This window comes from Rhabdothermincola sp. (genome assembly GCF_036846205.1).
Lineage (GTDB): Bacteria > Actinomycetota > Acidimicrobiia > Acidimicrobiales > Acidimicrobilacustridaceae > Rhabdothermincola.
Genome location: NZ_DAIUCK010000081.1, coordinates 1 through 15405, shown reverse-complemented (window position 1 = coordinate 15405; position 15405 = coordinate 1). Strand labels below are relative to the sequence as shown.

Here is a 15405-nt window from a genome sequence, read left to right as displayed (position 1 = left end):
ACGCCACTCCCGCCGAGATGATGGTCAGGCCGTCCTCGCGCACCCCCACCCGGACCCGTCGTGCCACCTCCCGCCACCCACTGGCCGGCCGCGAGCCGGCCCGGTCTCGCTGCCGCCGGTCGCCGCGCTGGAGAGGCTCGCCGTGCACGGCTGGTTCCCTACCCGGGACCCGACCGGCTCGACCGCGGTGGGGTCAGGTGCGGAGCAGGTCCTCCGCCAGGGCGGCCAGCGATCGTTCGGGGCGGGCCCCGAGATGGCTGATCACCTCACCGGCGGCGAGGGACCCCAGCCGGGCGGACTCCTCGACATCGAGCCCATGCGTGTATCCGTAGAGGAAGCCCGCGGCATACAGGTCGCCCGCCCCGGTGGTGTCGATCACCTCCTCCACCGGCCAGGCGTCCACGTGGACCCGCTCGCCGGCCGCGGTGATCACCACCGACCCCTTCTCGCTCCGGGTGAGGCAGGCGAGCTCGCAGTGCCCGGCGACGCGTTCCGCCGCCTCCTCCCAACGGCCGACCTCGTACAGCGAGAGCAGCTCGGCCTCGTTGGCGAACAGGATGTCGACCCGGTGCTCGGCCAGGTGGAGGAAATCGGCCCGATGGCGGTCGACACAGAAGGCGTCCGAGAGCGTGAACGCCACCTTCGCTCCCGCGGCTCGGGCGGCGTCCATGCTCTTCAGGAGCGCGTCTTTGGCATCTGGCTCGTCCCAGAGATAGCCCTCGCAGTAGAGGACCCGGCCGCGGGCCACCAGCGTCTCGTCCACGTCGCGAGGGCTGATCGCGCTGGACACGCCGAGATAGGTGTTCAGGGTGCGCTGCGCGTCCGGGGTGACGAGCACCAGGCAGCGCGCAGTGCCTCGGGCATCGCTGTCGGGCGCGAGCGGCTCGAAGGACACCCCGGCGGCCCTGATGTCGTGGGTGAAGACCTGCCCGAGCACGTCGTCGGCCACCCGCCCGATGAAGGCGACGGTGCCTCCCAGCGAGGCGATGCCCGCCGCGGTGTTGGCGGCGGAGCCACCGGAGGACTCCACCGCGGGTCCCATGGCGTCGTAGAGGCGCTGCGCGGTGGCGTCGTCGATGAGCCGCATCGAGCCCTTCACCATCCCGTGCGCCTCCAGGAAGCCGTCGTCGGCGTGGGCGATGACATCGACGATGGCGTTGCCGATGGCCACGACATCGAAGCGCTCCTGGGTCATGGCCCCGGACCCTACCCGGTACGCTCGCGGCGAACTGCGGCCGCCTGCCCGATCCGAGCCGCGTGTCCCACCGAGCCGCCCTCCTCGAGCCACCGGAGCCTGTCGTGCCGAACGAGACCACCGAGACAGCCGCGAACCCCTATCGCCTCCCCCGCACGGTCATCCCCGTCCGCTACGACCTCACCCTGCGGCCGGATCTCGATGAGGCCACGTTCACCGGCACCTGCACCACGACGGTGGAAGTGCTCACGGCCACGAACACCATCGTGCTCAACGCCGTCGACCTCGAGATCGACGAGGTCCACCTGGAGGGGCTCGACGGCACTCGCCTGCACCCCGAGCTGGTCGCCCTCGACACCGAGACCGAACGGCTGACCATCGAGCTCGATGCCATCGCCGAGCCCGGCACCTGGCACCTCGAGCTGCACTTCCGCGGGGTGCTCAACGACAAGTTGAAAGGCTTCTACCGCAGCACCTTCACCGACAGCGACGGCAACGAGCAGACCATCGCCACCACCCAGTTCGAGGCCACCGACGCCCGCCGGGCGTTCCCCTGCTGGGACGAGCCGGACCTGAAAGCCGTCTTCGCGGTCACGCTCGTCGTCGATCCGGGCCTGACCGCGTTGTCCAACTCGGGGGAGATCGAGCGCACCGAGACCGACGACGGCAAGGTGGCGGTGCGGTTCGCCGACACCATCACGATGTCGACCTATCTGGTCGCGTTCATCGTCGGCCCCCTCGAGGTCAGCGCCCCGGTGGACGTCGACGGCACGCCGCTGCGGGTCGCCTATCCGAAGGGCAAGGGGCACCTCACCGGCTACGCGCTCGAGGTGGGCGCGTTCTGCCTGCGCTACTTCGCGGACTACTACGGCATCGCCTACCCGGGCGACAAGCTCGATCTGGTCGCGATCCCGGACTTCGCCTTCGGAGCCATGGAGAACCTCGGCTGCGTCACCTTCCGGGAGGTGCTGCTCCTCGTCGACCCCGAGCGGGTGACCCAACCGGAGCTGGCTCGGGTGACCGAGGTGATCGCCCACGAGCTGGCCCACATGTGGTTCGGCGATCTGGTCACCATGCGCTGGTGGAACGGGATCTGGCTGAACGAGGCCTTCGCCACCTTCATGGAGATGCTCGCCACCGACGCCTTCCGCCCCGAGTGGGAGCAGTGGACCAGCTTCGGGCTGGCGCGATCGGCTGCGCTCGACGTCGACGCCCTGAAGAGCACCCGACCGGTCGAGTACCCGGTCGTCTCACCCGAGGACGCCGAGGGGATGTTCGACGTCCTCACCTACGAGAAGGGCGCGGCGGTGGTACGGATGCTCGAGCAGTACCTCGGCGCCGAGGTGTTCCGGGACGGGATCCGCCGCTACCTCGCTCGCCACCAGTTCGCCAACACCGAGACCACCGACCTGTGGGACGCCATCGAGGAGGCGAGCGGCGAACCGGTGCGGCGGATCATGGACTCGTGGATCTTCCAGGGCGGGTTCCCGGTCGTGGAGGTCGACCTGGTGGACGACGGCGGCACGATCCGGCTCACCCAGGAGCGCTTCGGCTACGCCGGTGATCTCGGCGGTGACGAGGAGCTGGAGGCCCTCCGGGGCACCAGGTGGGCCATCCCCGTGATCCTCACCATCTCGATCAACGGGGTGCTCACCGTGGAGCGGGTCCTGCTGGAGGGAGACAGCGTCGACGTCCCCGTGGTCGAGGAGATCGACTTCGTCCTGGTGAACACCGAGGGCACCGGCTTCTACCGGGTCCGCTACGCCCCCGACCTGCTGGCCGCGCTGGCCGCCAGGGCCGCCACCGCGCTGTCACCCATCGAGCGCTACGGGCTGGTGGATGATGCCTGGGCGGCGGTGCTCGCCGACCAGATGACCGCATCCCAGTTTCTCGACCTCATGAGCTCGTTCGCCGCGGAGACCGACCTGTCGGTGTGGCAGCGGATCGTCGGCGCGCTCGGCGCGCTCGATCGCCTGGTCGAAGGCGAGCCCCGAGAAGTCCTGCGCGAGCGGGTCCGAGCGCTGCTGCACCCCCCACTCGATCGGCTCGGGCCGACACCGGCAGCGGACGAGAGCGACCGGGATCGACAGCTTCGCGGCGTGCTGTTCGAAGCGCTCGGCACCATCGGGAACGACCACAACGTCGGTGATCGGGCCCGGGCGCTGCTCACCGAGGCGCACCGCGGCGCCGATGTCGATGCCAGCCTGGTCGCCGCCTCCATCAACGTGATCGCGGCCACCGGGGGCGCAGCCGAGTTCGAGGACTTCGTCGCCCGCTTCGCGGCGGCCCCCACGCCCCAGGAGGAGCTGCGTTACCTCTCGGCGCTCGCGGACTTCGACGATCCCGAGCTCATGCGACGGGTGCTGGCGATGAGCATCTCCGATCAGGTCCGCACCCAGAACGCTCCCTACCTGCTCCGGCGGGCCCTGTCGAACCGCAACCAGGGCAGCCTGGCGTGGTTCTTCATCCAGGACGAGTGGCAGACGATCAACGACCGGTTCCCGAGCAACAGCATCGTGCGGATGCTGGAGGGCATCCGCACGCTGTCGACGCCCGAGGTGGCTTCATCGGTCTTCGCGTTCTTCGAGACCCACGAGGTGCCGCAGGGCGACAAGATCCTGGCGCAACACCTCGAACGGCTGGAGGTGAACGTCGCGCTCCGCGCCCGCGAGGCCGAACGGTTCGCCCGTTCGCTGACCTGAGCCGGAGCGACCCGTGCTCCTCGCCTCCGCCTCGAACGTGCCCGGCGCCGACATCGTCGTCGCGCCGTGGGAGTGGGCGCTGTTCGTGGGCTTCGTGGCCCTGCTGATCCTGGCCGACCTGTTCCTGTTCCATCGGGAAGCCCACGAGATCTCGCTGAAGGAAGCGGCGGTCTCGACCGCCGCCTGGGTCGTGATCGGGCTCGGCTTCGGGCTGTTCTGCTGGTGGTGGCTGGGTGGCAGCGCCGCCACCCAGTACTTCACCGGCTACGTGATCGAGAAGAGCCTCTCGGTCGACAACGTGTTCGTCTGGGCGGTCATCCTCGGGTACTTCGCCGTGCCACGGGCCAACCAGCACCGGGTGCTGTTCTGGGGCATCTTCGGTGCGCTCGTCCTGCGGGCGATCTTCATCTTCACGGGGGTCGCGCTCCTCCAGCGCTTCGAGGTCCTGCTCCTGGTGTTCGGCGCGTTCCTGGTGTTCACCGGTTGGCGGGTCGGTACCCACGATGAGACCGAGATCCATCCCGAGCGCAACCCTGCGCTCAAGCTGGTCCGCCGGGTCATGCCCGTCACGGCCGAGTTCCACGGGACGCGCTTCACCGTTGTGCAGGCGGGCAAGCGCTACGCCACCCCGATGCTTGTGGTTCTGGTGTTGATCGAGGCGACCGACGTCGTGTTCGCGGTGGACTCGATCCCGGCGATCCTGGCCATCAGCCGGTCGCAGTTCATCGTGTTCAGCTCGAACGCGTTCGCCATCCTCGGGCTGCGCTCGCTGTACTTCATGCTTGCCGGAGCCCAGGACAAGCTCGTTCACCTGAACAAGGGGCTCGGGGTCATCCTGGCGTACGTCGGCGTGAAGATGCTGCTGTCGTGGTGGGGGGTGCACATCGCCACCCCCCATCTCGCTGGCCCTCATCGCCGTGGTACTCGGGGTGACCGTGATCGCCTCGCTGCGAGCCGCGGCGAGATCCACTCATGAGGCCGTCGACGGGTGAGGAACCGATGAACATCAAACGGATCGTCGTGGGCCACGACGGCTCACCGGGAGCGCGCGACGCGCTCGAATGGGCTACCGGGCTGGCGCGCCAGCTCGGAGCCGAGGTGATGGTGGTCCGGGGCTACGACCCCCTCGACGAGCTCGGTCGAGCCGAGCCGCCCGTCGACTTCGCGGCCCTCGAGGACGCGGCCCGCCGTACGCTGGCCGCCGACTGGTGCCGACCCCTGGCCGATGCCGGCGTCCCCCACCGCTCGATGCTGATCGAAGACGATGCCGTCTCGGCAATCGCTCACGCCGTCGAAAGCGAGAGGGCGGACCTGGTCGTGGTAGGCAGCCACGGACACACCGGTTGGCGGGAGCGCATCCTCGGAAGCGTGGCCACCAAGCTCCCTCACGAGGTGCCCTGTCCCGTGGTGATCGTGCCGGCGCACCGGACGTCCTGAACCACCGGTCCCGTGCCGCGGCCTACGCTCCCCCGCATGGCCACGGTCGTCCGCCGGTTGCCCGACCTGCCCGGAGACCGGTTCACCGAGGACGAGCCGGTGATCGCCCTCACCTTCGACGACGGACCCGGATCGCTCACCGCCGCGTTCGCGGAGGAACTTCGGCGACTCGACGCCCCGGCGAGCTTCTTCGTCGTCGGCGAGCTGGCCGCCGCCCACCCCGACACCGTCGCCGCCCTCGCCGCCGACGGCCACACCATCGGCTCCCACTCCTGGTCGCACGCCAGGATCGAGCACATCGGTGAGACGGACATGGTCGACGAGTGCGTTCGTGCCACCACCAGGATCGAGCGGATCACCGGCCGGCCGGTCTCGCTGGTGCGGGTGCCGTACCGCAAGGTGCCGCCACCCCGAATCTCGGAGCTGCTCGAGATCCGAGGGCTGCTCTCGGTGGGGTGGAGCGTGGATCCCTGCGACTGGGATGCCGGGGACGCCGACACCATCGCCCACAGGGTGCTGTCGGCACTGCACCCGGGCGCGATCGTGCTGCTGCACGACGGAGGGCCGGACCGCTCGGCTACCCTCGCCGCGCTGCCGGCCATCGTGGCCGGTGCCCGCGCCGCCGGCTACCGCCTCGTGGCCCTGTAACGCCCGGCGAGCCGCACGGTCTCGAGTCGCTCCCCGAGGTCGGGCAGCGCCGCGAGGTCTCGCTCGAAACGGGCTCGGGCGTGCTCGTAGAGCTCCACATCGAAGCGGTTGCGCTCCCGGATCAGCTCGACCGTGTCTGGGGGCAGCTCGGCCACGGAGGGGCGCTGGGGGGTGACGTTGACTCGGCGGTAGGCGGGCAGCCCCCACCCGAACGCCTCGATGAACAACAGGAGCGACTCGTCGAAGCGCTCCTGCAGCCCGACCACGACATCGGACCGGTCCAGCACCGCTCTGGCCGCAGCCAGCGCATCGGCATCCGCGGGCCTGTCAGCCGCCGCCGACACGGCACCGATCAGCCGGGTCTGGCCGTTGTTGACCAGGGGCGCGAACGCCGAGGAGCACACGTAGTCCTCCAGCGACTCGACGCCCTCCAGGGCCCGATCGTGCACGGGGTCCTGACTCTGGGAGCGGGTGTAGTAGTAGTGCGACACGATCCGGTCGACGGGGTCACGCAACAGGACGGCATAACCGTTCCTGCCGGGTAGGAGCTGGCCGACACCGAAGCCCACGTGCCCGGCCACGACCCGGAGCCGGTGTCGCTGCTCGAGCGGCATCGAGCGCAGGAGCTCGAGGCGCGCCGCCGTGTCGCCGTAGAGGGTGAGGATCGGATCGCCCTCGTACTCGCGCTCGATGACCCGCATCAGGGCGGTGCCGGCGGTCTTGGGGATGTGGACGAACACCAGGCGGGCCCCCACCAGCGGTGCCGGACAGTCTCGAACCACCCGGAGCGGCCGGATGAGCGGGCTCGGCATCGGCGAGGCGCTCCCGCGCCCGCCGGCAACCTCCTCGGCCGGCGCGACCTCCGCAGGAGCTCGGGCACGTATCGACGGCCGCCGAAGCTCCAGGTGCGCCCCGGCCCAGGCCGCGAGCACCCCGAGGCGCACCAGCGGACGCACCCGCCGATACCAGGCGGTGAGGTCTCCGCCCCATTCCCGCACGTTCTGGTCGATCTGAGCCAGCCGTCGGGTCGGGTAGGCCCAGAGGAACTCGCGGGCCCGAGCCTCGCCGGCCTCCGGCGAGGCCGCCATCGCTCGCAGGAACTGCACCTGGGCTCGGCCGCGCTCGAGGTGATGTCGGACCAGGTACCCGATGCTGCGGGCCCGGTTGTGATGGATGATCGCGACCTCCTGCGAGCGGAAGGCGCGCCAGCCCGAGCGGAACAGCACCTCGTTGACCCGGGTGTCCTCGCCAGCTCGCACATCCTCCGGGAAACCCCCGGCAGCGAACAACGCCCGGGCTTCGTAGGAGCAGTGGGCGGGAGGTGCACCCAGCTCCCCCGACGGTCGAGCGGGCAGCGCGGTGGAGTTGTCCAGGAAGTACGCGGCCCAGCCGACCGGGGTGGTGTTGCCGTTGTAGGTGGCACCGGTGACCATCGCCCAACCCTCGTCGTGCGCACGGATCCGCGCCGCCAGACTCCCGGGGGGCAGCTCGACGTGCGACCCGGGGAACGAGACGTACTCGCCGCGAGCGAAGCGCAAGCCGGCGTTGCGCGCCTCTCCGGGGAGGGCCGGGTGGTCCAACTCCACCACCCGGACACCGGGGAACCGCTCCCGCACGATCGCCGCGGTCCGATCGGTGCCGCTGGTCACCACGATCACCTCGAAGGACTCGTGACACTCCTGCTCGACGACCGAACGGACCGATCGCTCGATGCGATCCTCGTCGTCTTTGCTGATGACGATCGCGCTGAGCACCGGCCCACCGGGATCGACGACCGCCTCCACCGCCGGGTCCGGGGCGGCCAGGAGCACCGGTCGGCCCGGCGGGCGAGGCTCGAACACGCGCACCTCGCCCGGTGGCTCGAGGAGATGCTCGTAGCTCGACTGGAACTGCGCATCGGGATCGGCTTCCTGGTACTTGCGGTAGCGCCGCGCCCGGCAGGCCTCGGTCAACCCGCCGAGGTGCTGGATGCGGATGGTGGTCTTCACCCAGCACGCCCGGGGGATCGACACGGGCACCGGCACCAGATGCAGGCGCTGCGGCGGTAGCTCGAGACCGGGCTCGTGGGCGAAGAGCCGGTACACCCACAGGTCGTTGCGGTCGTAGTGGTCGAGGTCGCCGATCATCCGGTAGCAGCGCATCCCGTACGCCAGGCCGGCCAGCGCGTCGCCGGCGAGGAACGTGCGCAGCGCAACCGCGTCGTCGGGTGGGATCCGCTCGTCCGCGTCCAGGAAGAGCACCCACTCCGGTGCGAGCTTCCCCGCGGCGTCGAGGAGCCGCTGGCGGTTCTGCCGGTCGTCCCAGCCCTCATAGCTCTCCCGGCGGGGGTTCGTGAGCAGCACCTGCACCAGCGGGTGCGCGGCCAGCAGCTCACCGGTGCGGTCGGTGCTGCCGTCGTCGAGGGCCACCACGCCGTCCGCGAACCGCTCCACGCTCTCGAACCAGCCCGGGAGGTCCTGCTCGGCGTTGCGGGCCGGCAACAGCACCACGAGCCTCGGCGCCTCGCCGGCCGGGGATGGCGTCTCCTCGCTCACGGGCCCGAGATCGGCCGGCGCTCCAGCAGCACCGGCAGGTCCGGTGGTCGGGGGATCCAGTCGGCCAACGAAGCCGGTGGGTCGTCGAGGCCGCCGTGACCCGTCGGGAAGCGTCCCTCGGGATCGGCCTCGCGGTATTTGACCAGCCGGGCCGCCCGCCGGGCCTCGTCGCCCGAGCCCCAGTGCTGGATGCGCAATGACGTGCGGACATGGCGCTCGGGGCCCAGACCCACCGGCACCGGGTCGAAGTGGAGCTGCTGGTCCGGGAAGCGCTGGCCCGGCTCGTACGCGAAGAGGCGGTAGACCCAACCGAACCGCGGGTCACACGACTCGCCCCACATCCGATAGCACTGCAGGCCGTAGGCGAGCCCGGGCAGGGCGTCGGTGTCCACAAACGCCCGCAGCGCCTCACCGTCGTCGGCGCTGAGGCGTTCGTCGGCGTCGAGGGAGAGCACCCAGTCGGGATCGATATCGGCTGCGGCGCGCAGCAGGCGGTTGCGGTTCGCCCCGTCGTCCCAGCCTGCGTAGCTCTCCCGCCGGGGGTTCGTGAGGAGTACCTGCACCAGCGGGTGCGCGGCCAGCAGCTCGCCGGTGCGGTCGGTGCTGCCGTCATCGAGGGCCACCACCGCGTCCGCGAACCGCTCCACGCTCTGGAACCACGCCGGCAGATCGTGCTGGGCGTTGCGGGCCGGCAACAGCACCACCAGCTTGGGTCGTCGCCGCGGCACCGACATGGCCTTCGCTTCGGCCAGCAGGCGGTCGATGTCCAGGTTGCCCGGGCAGGTCTTGGCCGGGTTGATGCAGTGGTGAGGCAGGACGTGGTCACGGTCGAGCGGGATCGACCATCGCTCGGCGATGCCGGCGAGCAGCATCGCACCGGCGCGGTACTGGGCGTCCGTCCGGAGCACGTCATGTGGACGCCCGTCGTCCGCGAACTCGATGCCGATCGTGACGAGGTTCGGGGGGTCCTCACCGAGCACCGGCACGGTCGCGACAGGTCGCATCCCGGCGTGGTACGCGGTGTCGGCTTCATCGACCACCTCAGCGATGCGGCCGTCGAGCCCGACGACGTAGTGCGCGCTGACGCCGCTGTGAGGTGAGGCGAACCAGGCGAGGGTCCCGGCGAAAGTGCCGTCCGTGGTGTGGACCACCACCGCCCGTGGGCGCTTCCCTGCCCGCCCCTGGTCGAACCGCGCGGGGGGAGGACCGCTCGGCGAGCGACCCACCAGATCAGCCGGTGTAGCGGGGATTCGCCCGTGCACTCCTCGCTGCGGCATTCGCCCCCACGTCGTCTCGAGCCGTCGTCGTCGATCCCGCGGTCGTGGTCGTGGACCCGCCCCCGGTGCTCGTGGTGGTGGGCTCCACGCTCGTGGTCGTGGTCGGCTCCGTCGTGGTCGTGGTGGTGGACGACGTGGTGGTCGTGGTCGGCTCCGTCGTCGTGGTCGTCGTCGGGGCCGTCGTCGTCGTGGTCGACGCGGTGGTCGTGGTGGTCGTCGCCGTGGTGGTCGTGGTGGGGTAGATGTCCGTCGTGGTGGAGTAGAAGTCGCTCGCCAGACCGATCGCCCGGGGGTTGGGGCCTCTCAGCACATCCGCGTAGGCGAGCGCCGCCGACGCACTGACCCCGAGGCTGAGCAACCCTCGCACGAACATGGCCGACTCATGCGCCCGTTGAGGTAGGCGCTCACCAACTGCTCGCGGGACATCCACCGACTATAGCCGTCGGGCTCGACACGGCCGGCGATCTCGTTCCCATGAGCACGGCACGGTGAGGAGCGTCGCCATCGTCGAACGGCTTCGTTGTCAGCAGCCGCGCCTACACTCCGCCGCTGTGGAGGTCTGGCCTGGGGGGCCCTTCCCGCTGGGGGCCACGTTCGACGGTGCGGGGACGAACTTCTCGATCTTCTCCGAGGTGGCGGAACGGGTCGAGCTCTGCCTGTTCGACGACGACGGCCACGAACAGCGCCTGGATCTGCCCGAGGTCACCGCGTTCATCCACCACGGCTACCTGCCCGGCATCCAACCCGGACAGCGCTACGGGTTCCGGGTCCACGGGCCCTGGGCGCCGGAGGAAGGCCTCCTGGCCAACCCGGCCAAGCTGCTCATCGACCCGTACGCCAAGGCGGTCGAGGGCCGGGTGGAGTGGGCCGAGGCCGTGTTCCCCTTCCTCGGCGACCCCGCCGCCAACGAGCCCTCGCCCGTCGACAGCGCACCGTTCGTGCCGAAGTCGGTGGTGATCAGCCCCTACTTCGACTGGAGCGACGACCGCCATCCGCGCACCCCCTGGCACGAGACGGTGGTCTACGAGACCCACGTCAAGGGCCTGACGTGGCGGCACCCGAAGGTCCGCGAGGAGTTGCGGGGCACCTACCTCGGCCTGTGCAGCCAACCGGTCATCGATCACCTGAAGAAGCTCGGTGTCACCGCGGTCGAGCTGATGCCCGTCCACCAGTTCGTCCACGACCATCGACTGGCGCAGCTCGGGCTGCGCAACTACTGGGGTTACAACTCGATCGCGTTCCTGGCTCCGCACAACGAGTACGCGGTGTACGGCCAGCGCGGCCACCAGGTGCAGGAGTTCAAGCAGATGGTCAAGATCCTGCACGCGGAGGGCATCGAGGTGATCCTCGATGTCGTCTACAACCACACCGCCGAGGGGAACCACCTCGGGCCCATGCTGTCGCTGAAAGGCGCGGACAACACCGCCTACTACCGGCTCGACCCCGCTGACCGGCGCCGCTACGTCGACTACACGGGCACCGGGAACAGCCTCAACATGCGGCACCCCCACGTGCTGCAGCTCATCATGGACAGCCTCCGCTACTGGGTGCTCGAGATGCACGTCGACGGCTTCCGCTTCGACCTCGCCGCCACCCTGGCGCGCGAGCTGCACGACGTCGACAAGCTGTCGGCGTTCTTCGACCTGATCCAACAGGACCCGGTCGTCAGCCAGGTGAAACTCATCGCCGAGCCGTGGGACGTGGGAGAAGGCGGCTACCAGGTGGGGAACTTTCCTCCGTTGTGGTCGGAGTGGAACGGGCGCTACCGCGACGAGGTCCGAGACTTCTGGCGAGGGGTCGACCACACCGTGGCGGAGTTCGCGTACCGCTTCACCGGCTCGAGTGACCTCTACGAGTCCAACGGTCGCACCCCCTCAGCGAGCATCAACTTCGTCACCTGCCACGATGGCTTCACCCTGGCCGACCTGGTCTCCTACAACGACAAGCACAACGAGGCGAACGGCGAGGGCAACCGCGACGGCACCAACGACAACCGGTCGTGGAACTGCGGGGTCGAAGGCCCGACCGACGACCCGGAGGTGATCGCCCTCCGGCGCCGGCAGCGCCGCAACCTGCTCGCCACGTTGATGCTCTCGCAGGGTGTGCCCATGCTGCTCGGCGGTGACGAGATCGGCCGGACTCAGCAAGGCAACAACAACGCCTATGCTCAGGACAACGATCTGTCCTGGTACGACTGGGAACACGCCGACGACGCGTTCCTGCACTTCACCCGGGCCCTGATCCGGCTGCGGTCAGAACACCCCGTCTTCCGCCGGCCGCGCTTCTTCCAGGGCCGGGCGATCCAGGGCGACGACGTCGACGACATCGGCTGGTTCACCCCGGAGGGCACGGCGATGACCGAGGCCGACTGGTCGGCCGGCTTCGCCAGGGCCTTGGCGGTGTTCCTCAACGGGGACGCCATCCCGGCCCGGAGCCCGAGGGGCGAGCCGGTCCGTGACGACAGCTTCTACGTGCTGTTCAACGCCTCCGACGACACGCTCGAGTTCACCCTGCCCGACCCGAGCTACGGCGAGCACTGGGTCAAGGTGCTCGACACCTTCGAGGACGCCATCAAACACACCTTCCCCCGCCCCGACGGGGAAGCCCTCAAGGCAGGAGAATCCTTGCCTGTGCGAGCCCGTTCGGTGGTGCTGCTCCGCCGGCTCGACGGTGCCTGAGCGTGCCGCGGGCTCCGGTCGCCACCTACCGGGTCCAGCTCGGTCCGGCGTTCACCCTGGATGACGCAGCGGCGCTCGTTCCCTACCTCGCCCAGCTCGGGGTCAGCCATCTGTACACCTCGCCGATCGCGGAAGCCGAGCTCGGAAGCCCTCACGGTTACGACGTGGTAGACCACCACCGGGTCCGAGCCGAGCTCGGCGGCGAGCCGGCGCTGCGTCGGCTGTGGGCGACACTGCTGGCCCACGAGATGGGCCAGGTCGTCGACCTGGTCCCGAACCACATGTCGATCGCCACCCACCGGAACCGGTGGTGGTGGAGCCTCCTCGAGGACGGCATCCACAGCCGGTACGCCAACTACTTCGACGTGGATTGGGATGCCCCCGGAGCCCGGGGGCGCGTGGTGCTGCCGTTTCTGGGGATGCCACGGCACGACGCCGTCGAGCGGGGCGCGCTGATGGCCTGGTCACCCCCCGATGAGGCCCGGTTCATGCTTCGCTACGAGCAGCGCACCTGGCCCGTCGCCGACTCGTCGCTCGAACTGGTGGGCCTGGTACCGGGTGACTGCCCCGAGCGCATCGCCGAGGCAGTGCAGACCGCCAACCGCCACCCCGCTCTCCTGCTCGAGCTGGCAGACAGCCAGCACTACGAACTGGTGGAGTGGCGGGAACGGGAGCGGCGGCTCAACTACCGGCGCTTCGCCGACATCGACAGCCTCGCCGCGATCCACGTCGAGCAGCCCCACGTCTTCGTCGACGTGCACCGACTGCTGGCAGGCTGGATGCACGACGAGCTCGCCAGCCAGGCGGTGCAGGGCGTTCGGGTCGATCACGTCGACGGCATCGCCGACCCGGGCGCCTACCTCGACCAGCTCCGAGAGCTGGTGGGTGATCGATGGGTGGTGGTGGAGAAGATCCTGTCGGCGGGCGAGCAGCTGCCAGCCGCCTGGCCGGTGGCGGGCACCACCGGTTACGGCACCACGTCACGGCTCACCAGGCTGTTCGTCGAGCCCGCGGCCGAGGCGGAGTTGGCGGAGCTGGCCCGCGCCATCGAGCCGCGGGAGCGGACCTGGGAGGACTGCGTGGCGGCAGCCAAGCGGGAGCTGGCCACCGGGGCGCTGCGTCCGGAAGCCGAACGAGCGGCGCGCGCCCTGGCCGGTGATCCACCCGCGCTGAGTTCCACGGCGGCGCTCGATCGGGTCATCGAGGACGCCGTGGCCCTCCGCGCCTACCGGCGCTACGACCAGCCGCGCCACCAGCCGGCTTCTGCGGTGCGCTTCGCACAACTGACCGCGCCACTGGCCGCCAAGGCCATCGAGGACACGGCGTTCTACCGCTGGTTGCCCCTCGTGGCCCTGAACGAGGTGGGCAACGACCCCGCCCGGTTCGGAACCGACGCCCGCGCCATCCACGCCGAAGCGGTGCGGTCGGCGGCCACGCACCCGCTCAGCATGTCGACGATCTCGACCCACGACACCAAATGGAGCGCGGACGCCAGGTTGCGCCTGGCACTGGTCTCCCACGACGTGCAGGGATGGCGCGAGGTAGTGACGGCTTGGTGTGCGCACAACCGCCGGCATCGAACCGGAACCCTCCCCGACCCGGCGATCGAGTACCTCTACTACCAGGCCCTGGTAGCCGCCTGGCCTGTTGATCGGGAACGGGCGACCACCTACCTGGTGAAGGCCGCACGAGAGCGCAAACGGCACACTTCCTGGACGGACCCCGACGAGGGATACGAGACCGCACTACGCCGGTTCGTCGACGGCACGCTCGGCGATCCGGCGTTCACCTCCTCGCTGGCGGCGTTCGTGGCCCGTCTCGACCCGGCCGCCCGGGCGCTCGGGCTGGCCCAGGTCACGCTCCTGCTCACCATGCCCGGGGTGCCCGATCTCTACCAGGGCGACGAGCTGTGGAACCACTCACTGGTGGACCCCGACAACCGCCGACCGGTCGACTTCGAGGCGCGCCGACGGGCGCTGCGCGACGCGACCTCGAGCGCTCCAGCCCTGTGGTGGGGCGAAGCGGGCGACCGGGTCGGCGACGGTCCCGGTCTAACGAAGATCGGTGTGATCAACCGGCTCCTGCGGCTCCGGCGCGCTCGACCTGAGCTGTTCGACGAGCACGCGGGCTACACGCCGGTACCGGTATCAGGTTCGAGGGCAGCGAGCCTGTTCGCCTTTGAACGCGCGGGGGCGCTGGTGGTGCTGGTGCAGCGCGCCCCTCTCCACCCCGGGTTCCGAGAGACGCCCGACGCCACCGTCGAGCTCCCCGCGGGCCGCTGGCGCGAGGTGCTCGGCGGCTGGCACGGGCCTGGTGGGCGCACAGCGGTCTCCGCGCTGCACGACCGGCTCCCTTCAGCCGTACTCGTCCGGCTGACCCCCAGGCTCGCCTAGCCTGTCTCAACCGCAGGGAGCAAGGAGACCCAAGATGAAGAAGGCAATCACGCTGTTGGCCTGCATCGCCGCGCTGTTCGGCGCCGCCGCGACCCCCGCCTCGGCCGGCGCCCCCAGCGCGTTGACCGTCACCCTGACGAAGACCGTCGGCACCACCCCCGGTGTATGCGGGACCGAGAGCACCATCACCGTGGCGCCCGGTACGACCGTCTACTACTGCTACACGCTCACCAACGATTCGACGATGACCGCAGAGCTGCACAACCTCGTCGATGACCAACTGGGCAACCTTCTCGAGTCTGTCGAGTACAACCTTCTGCCCGGGGCGTCCGTGAACACGGTGGCCCTCGGCATCACCGCTGACGCGGTGATCACCACCACCACCACCAACACCGCCGTCTGGGAAGTCTGCGCCCGGGTGCTGATCCCGTCGGGACGGACAGCCCAGGGGCCCGTGCAGTTCGATTGCAGCGGGGACATGGCCTCGGCAACGGTGATGGTGCAGGCGCCGACAACCAGCACCGGGCCCTCCTCCTCCACC

Annotated in this window: 10 protein-coding genes and 1 pseudogene; 8 read left to right on the top strand and 3 right to left on the bottom strand. The window is 70.0% G+C overall.

The window, feature by feature from the left end:
- Positions 1-193 precede the first annotated feature (193 nt).
- Positions 194-1195: an adenosine kinase gene (locus V7004_RS11830; protein ID WP_334144186.1), complete on the bottom strand. Its 1002-nt coding sequence runs from the start codon at positions 1193-1195 to the stop codon at positions 194-196.
- Between the two features lie 104 nt (positions 1196-1299).
- Between V7004_RS11830 and V7004_RS11825 the strand changes: the two genes are divergently transcribed.
- From V7004_RS11825 to V7004_RS11810, 4 genes are read left to right on the top strand one after another with little or no spacing between them, the layout of a single operon-like run.
- Complete coding sequence (locus tag V7004_RS11825) at positions 1300-3897, top strand: M1 family metallopeptidase (protein WP_334144185.1); 2598 nt, start codon at positions 1300-1302, stop codon at positions 3895-3897.
- A gap of 13 nt (positions 3898-3910) precedes the next feature.
- On the top strand, positions 3911-4873 hold the full coding sequence (locus tag V7004_RS11820) for a TerC family protein (protein ID WP_334144184.1): 963 nt from the start codon (positions 3911-3913) through the stop codon (positions 4871-4873).
- Between the two features lie 23 nt (positions 4874-4896).
- The gene (locus V7004_RS11815) at positions 4897-5334 is read left to right on the top strand and encodes a universal stress protein (protein WP_334144183.1); all 438 of its coding nucleotides are present in this window, start codon (positions 4897-4899) and stop codon (positions 5332-5334) included.
- Between the two features lie 36 nt (positions 5335-5370).
- Positions 5371-5982, top strand: a complete 612-nt coding sequence (locus V7004_RS11810) for a polysaccharide deacetylase family protein (RefSeq protein WP_334144181.1) — start codon at positions 5371-5373, stop codon at positions 5980-5982.
- Here V7004_RS11810 and V7004_RS11805 read toward each other — a convergent pair.
- Positions 5961-8516 (bottom strand): glycosyltransferase, encoded by a 2556-nt coding sequence (locus V7004_RS11805; RefSeq protein ID WP_334144180.1) that lies wholly within the window; start codon positions 8514-8516, stop codon positions 5961-5963. The two genes, V7004_RS11810 and V7004_RS11805, sit on opposite strands and share 22 nt — an antisense overlap.
- The gene (locus tag V7004_RS11800; protein WP_334144178.1) at positions 8513-9793 is read right to left on the bottom strand and encodes an N-acetylmuramoyl-L-alanine amidase; all 1281 of its coding nucleotides are present in this window, start codon (positions 9791-9793) and stop codon (positions 8513-8515) included. Before V7004_RS11800 ends, V7004_RS11805 begins: the two co-directional genes overlap by 4 nt.
- Positions 9794-9843: 50 nt before the next feature.
- Between V7004_RS11800 and V7004_RS11795 the strand changes: the two genes are divergently transcribed.
- From V7004_RS11795 to V7004_RS11780, 4 genes and pseudogenes are all read left to right on the top strand, one after another.
- Positions 9844-10035 (top strand): hypothetical protein, encoded by a 192-nt coding sequence (locus V7004_RS11795; protein WP_334144177.1) that lies wholly within the window; start codon positions 9844-9846, stop codon positions 10033-10035.
- 309 nt (positions 10036-10344) lie between these two features.
- Entirely contained in the window at positions 10345-12471 is a 2127-nt protein-coding gene (gene glgX, locus V7004_RS11790; protein ID WP_334144176.1) for a glycogen debranching protein GlgX, read from the top strand.
- A gap of 2 nt (positions 12472-12473) precedes the next feature.
- Entirely contained in the window at positions 12474-14864 is a 2391-nt protein-coding gene (locus V7004_RS11785) for a malto-oligosyltrehalose synthase (protein ID WP_334144175.1), read from the top strand.
- Positions 14865-14898: 34 nt separating this feature from the next.
- A pseudogene (locus V7004_RS11780) lies at positions 14899-15405 on the top strand (hypothetical protein); the annotation flags it as partial.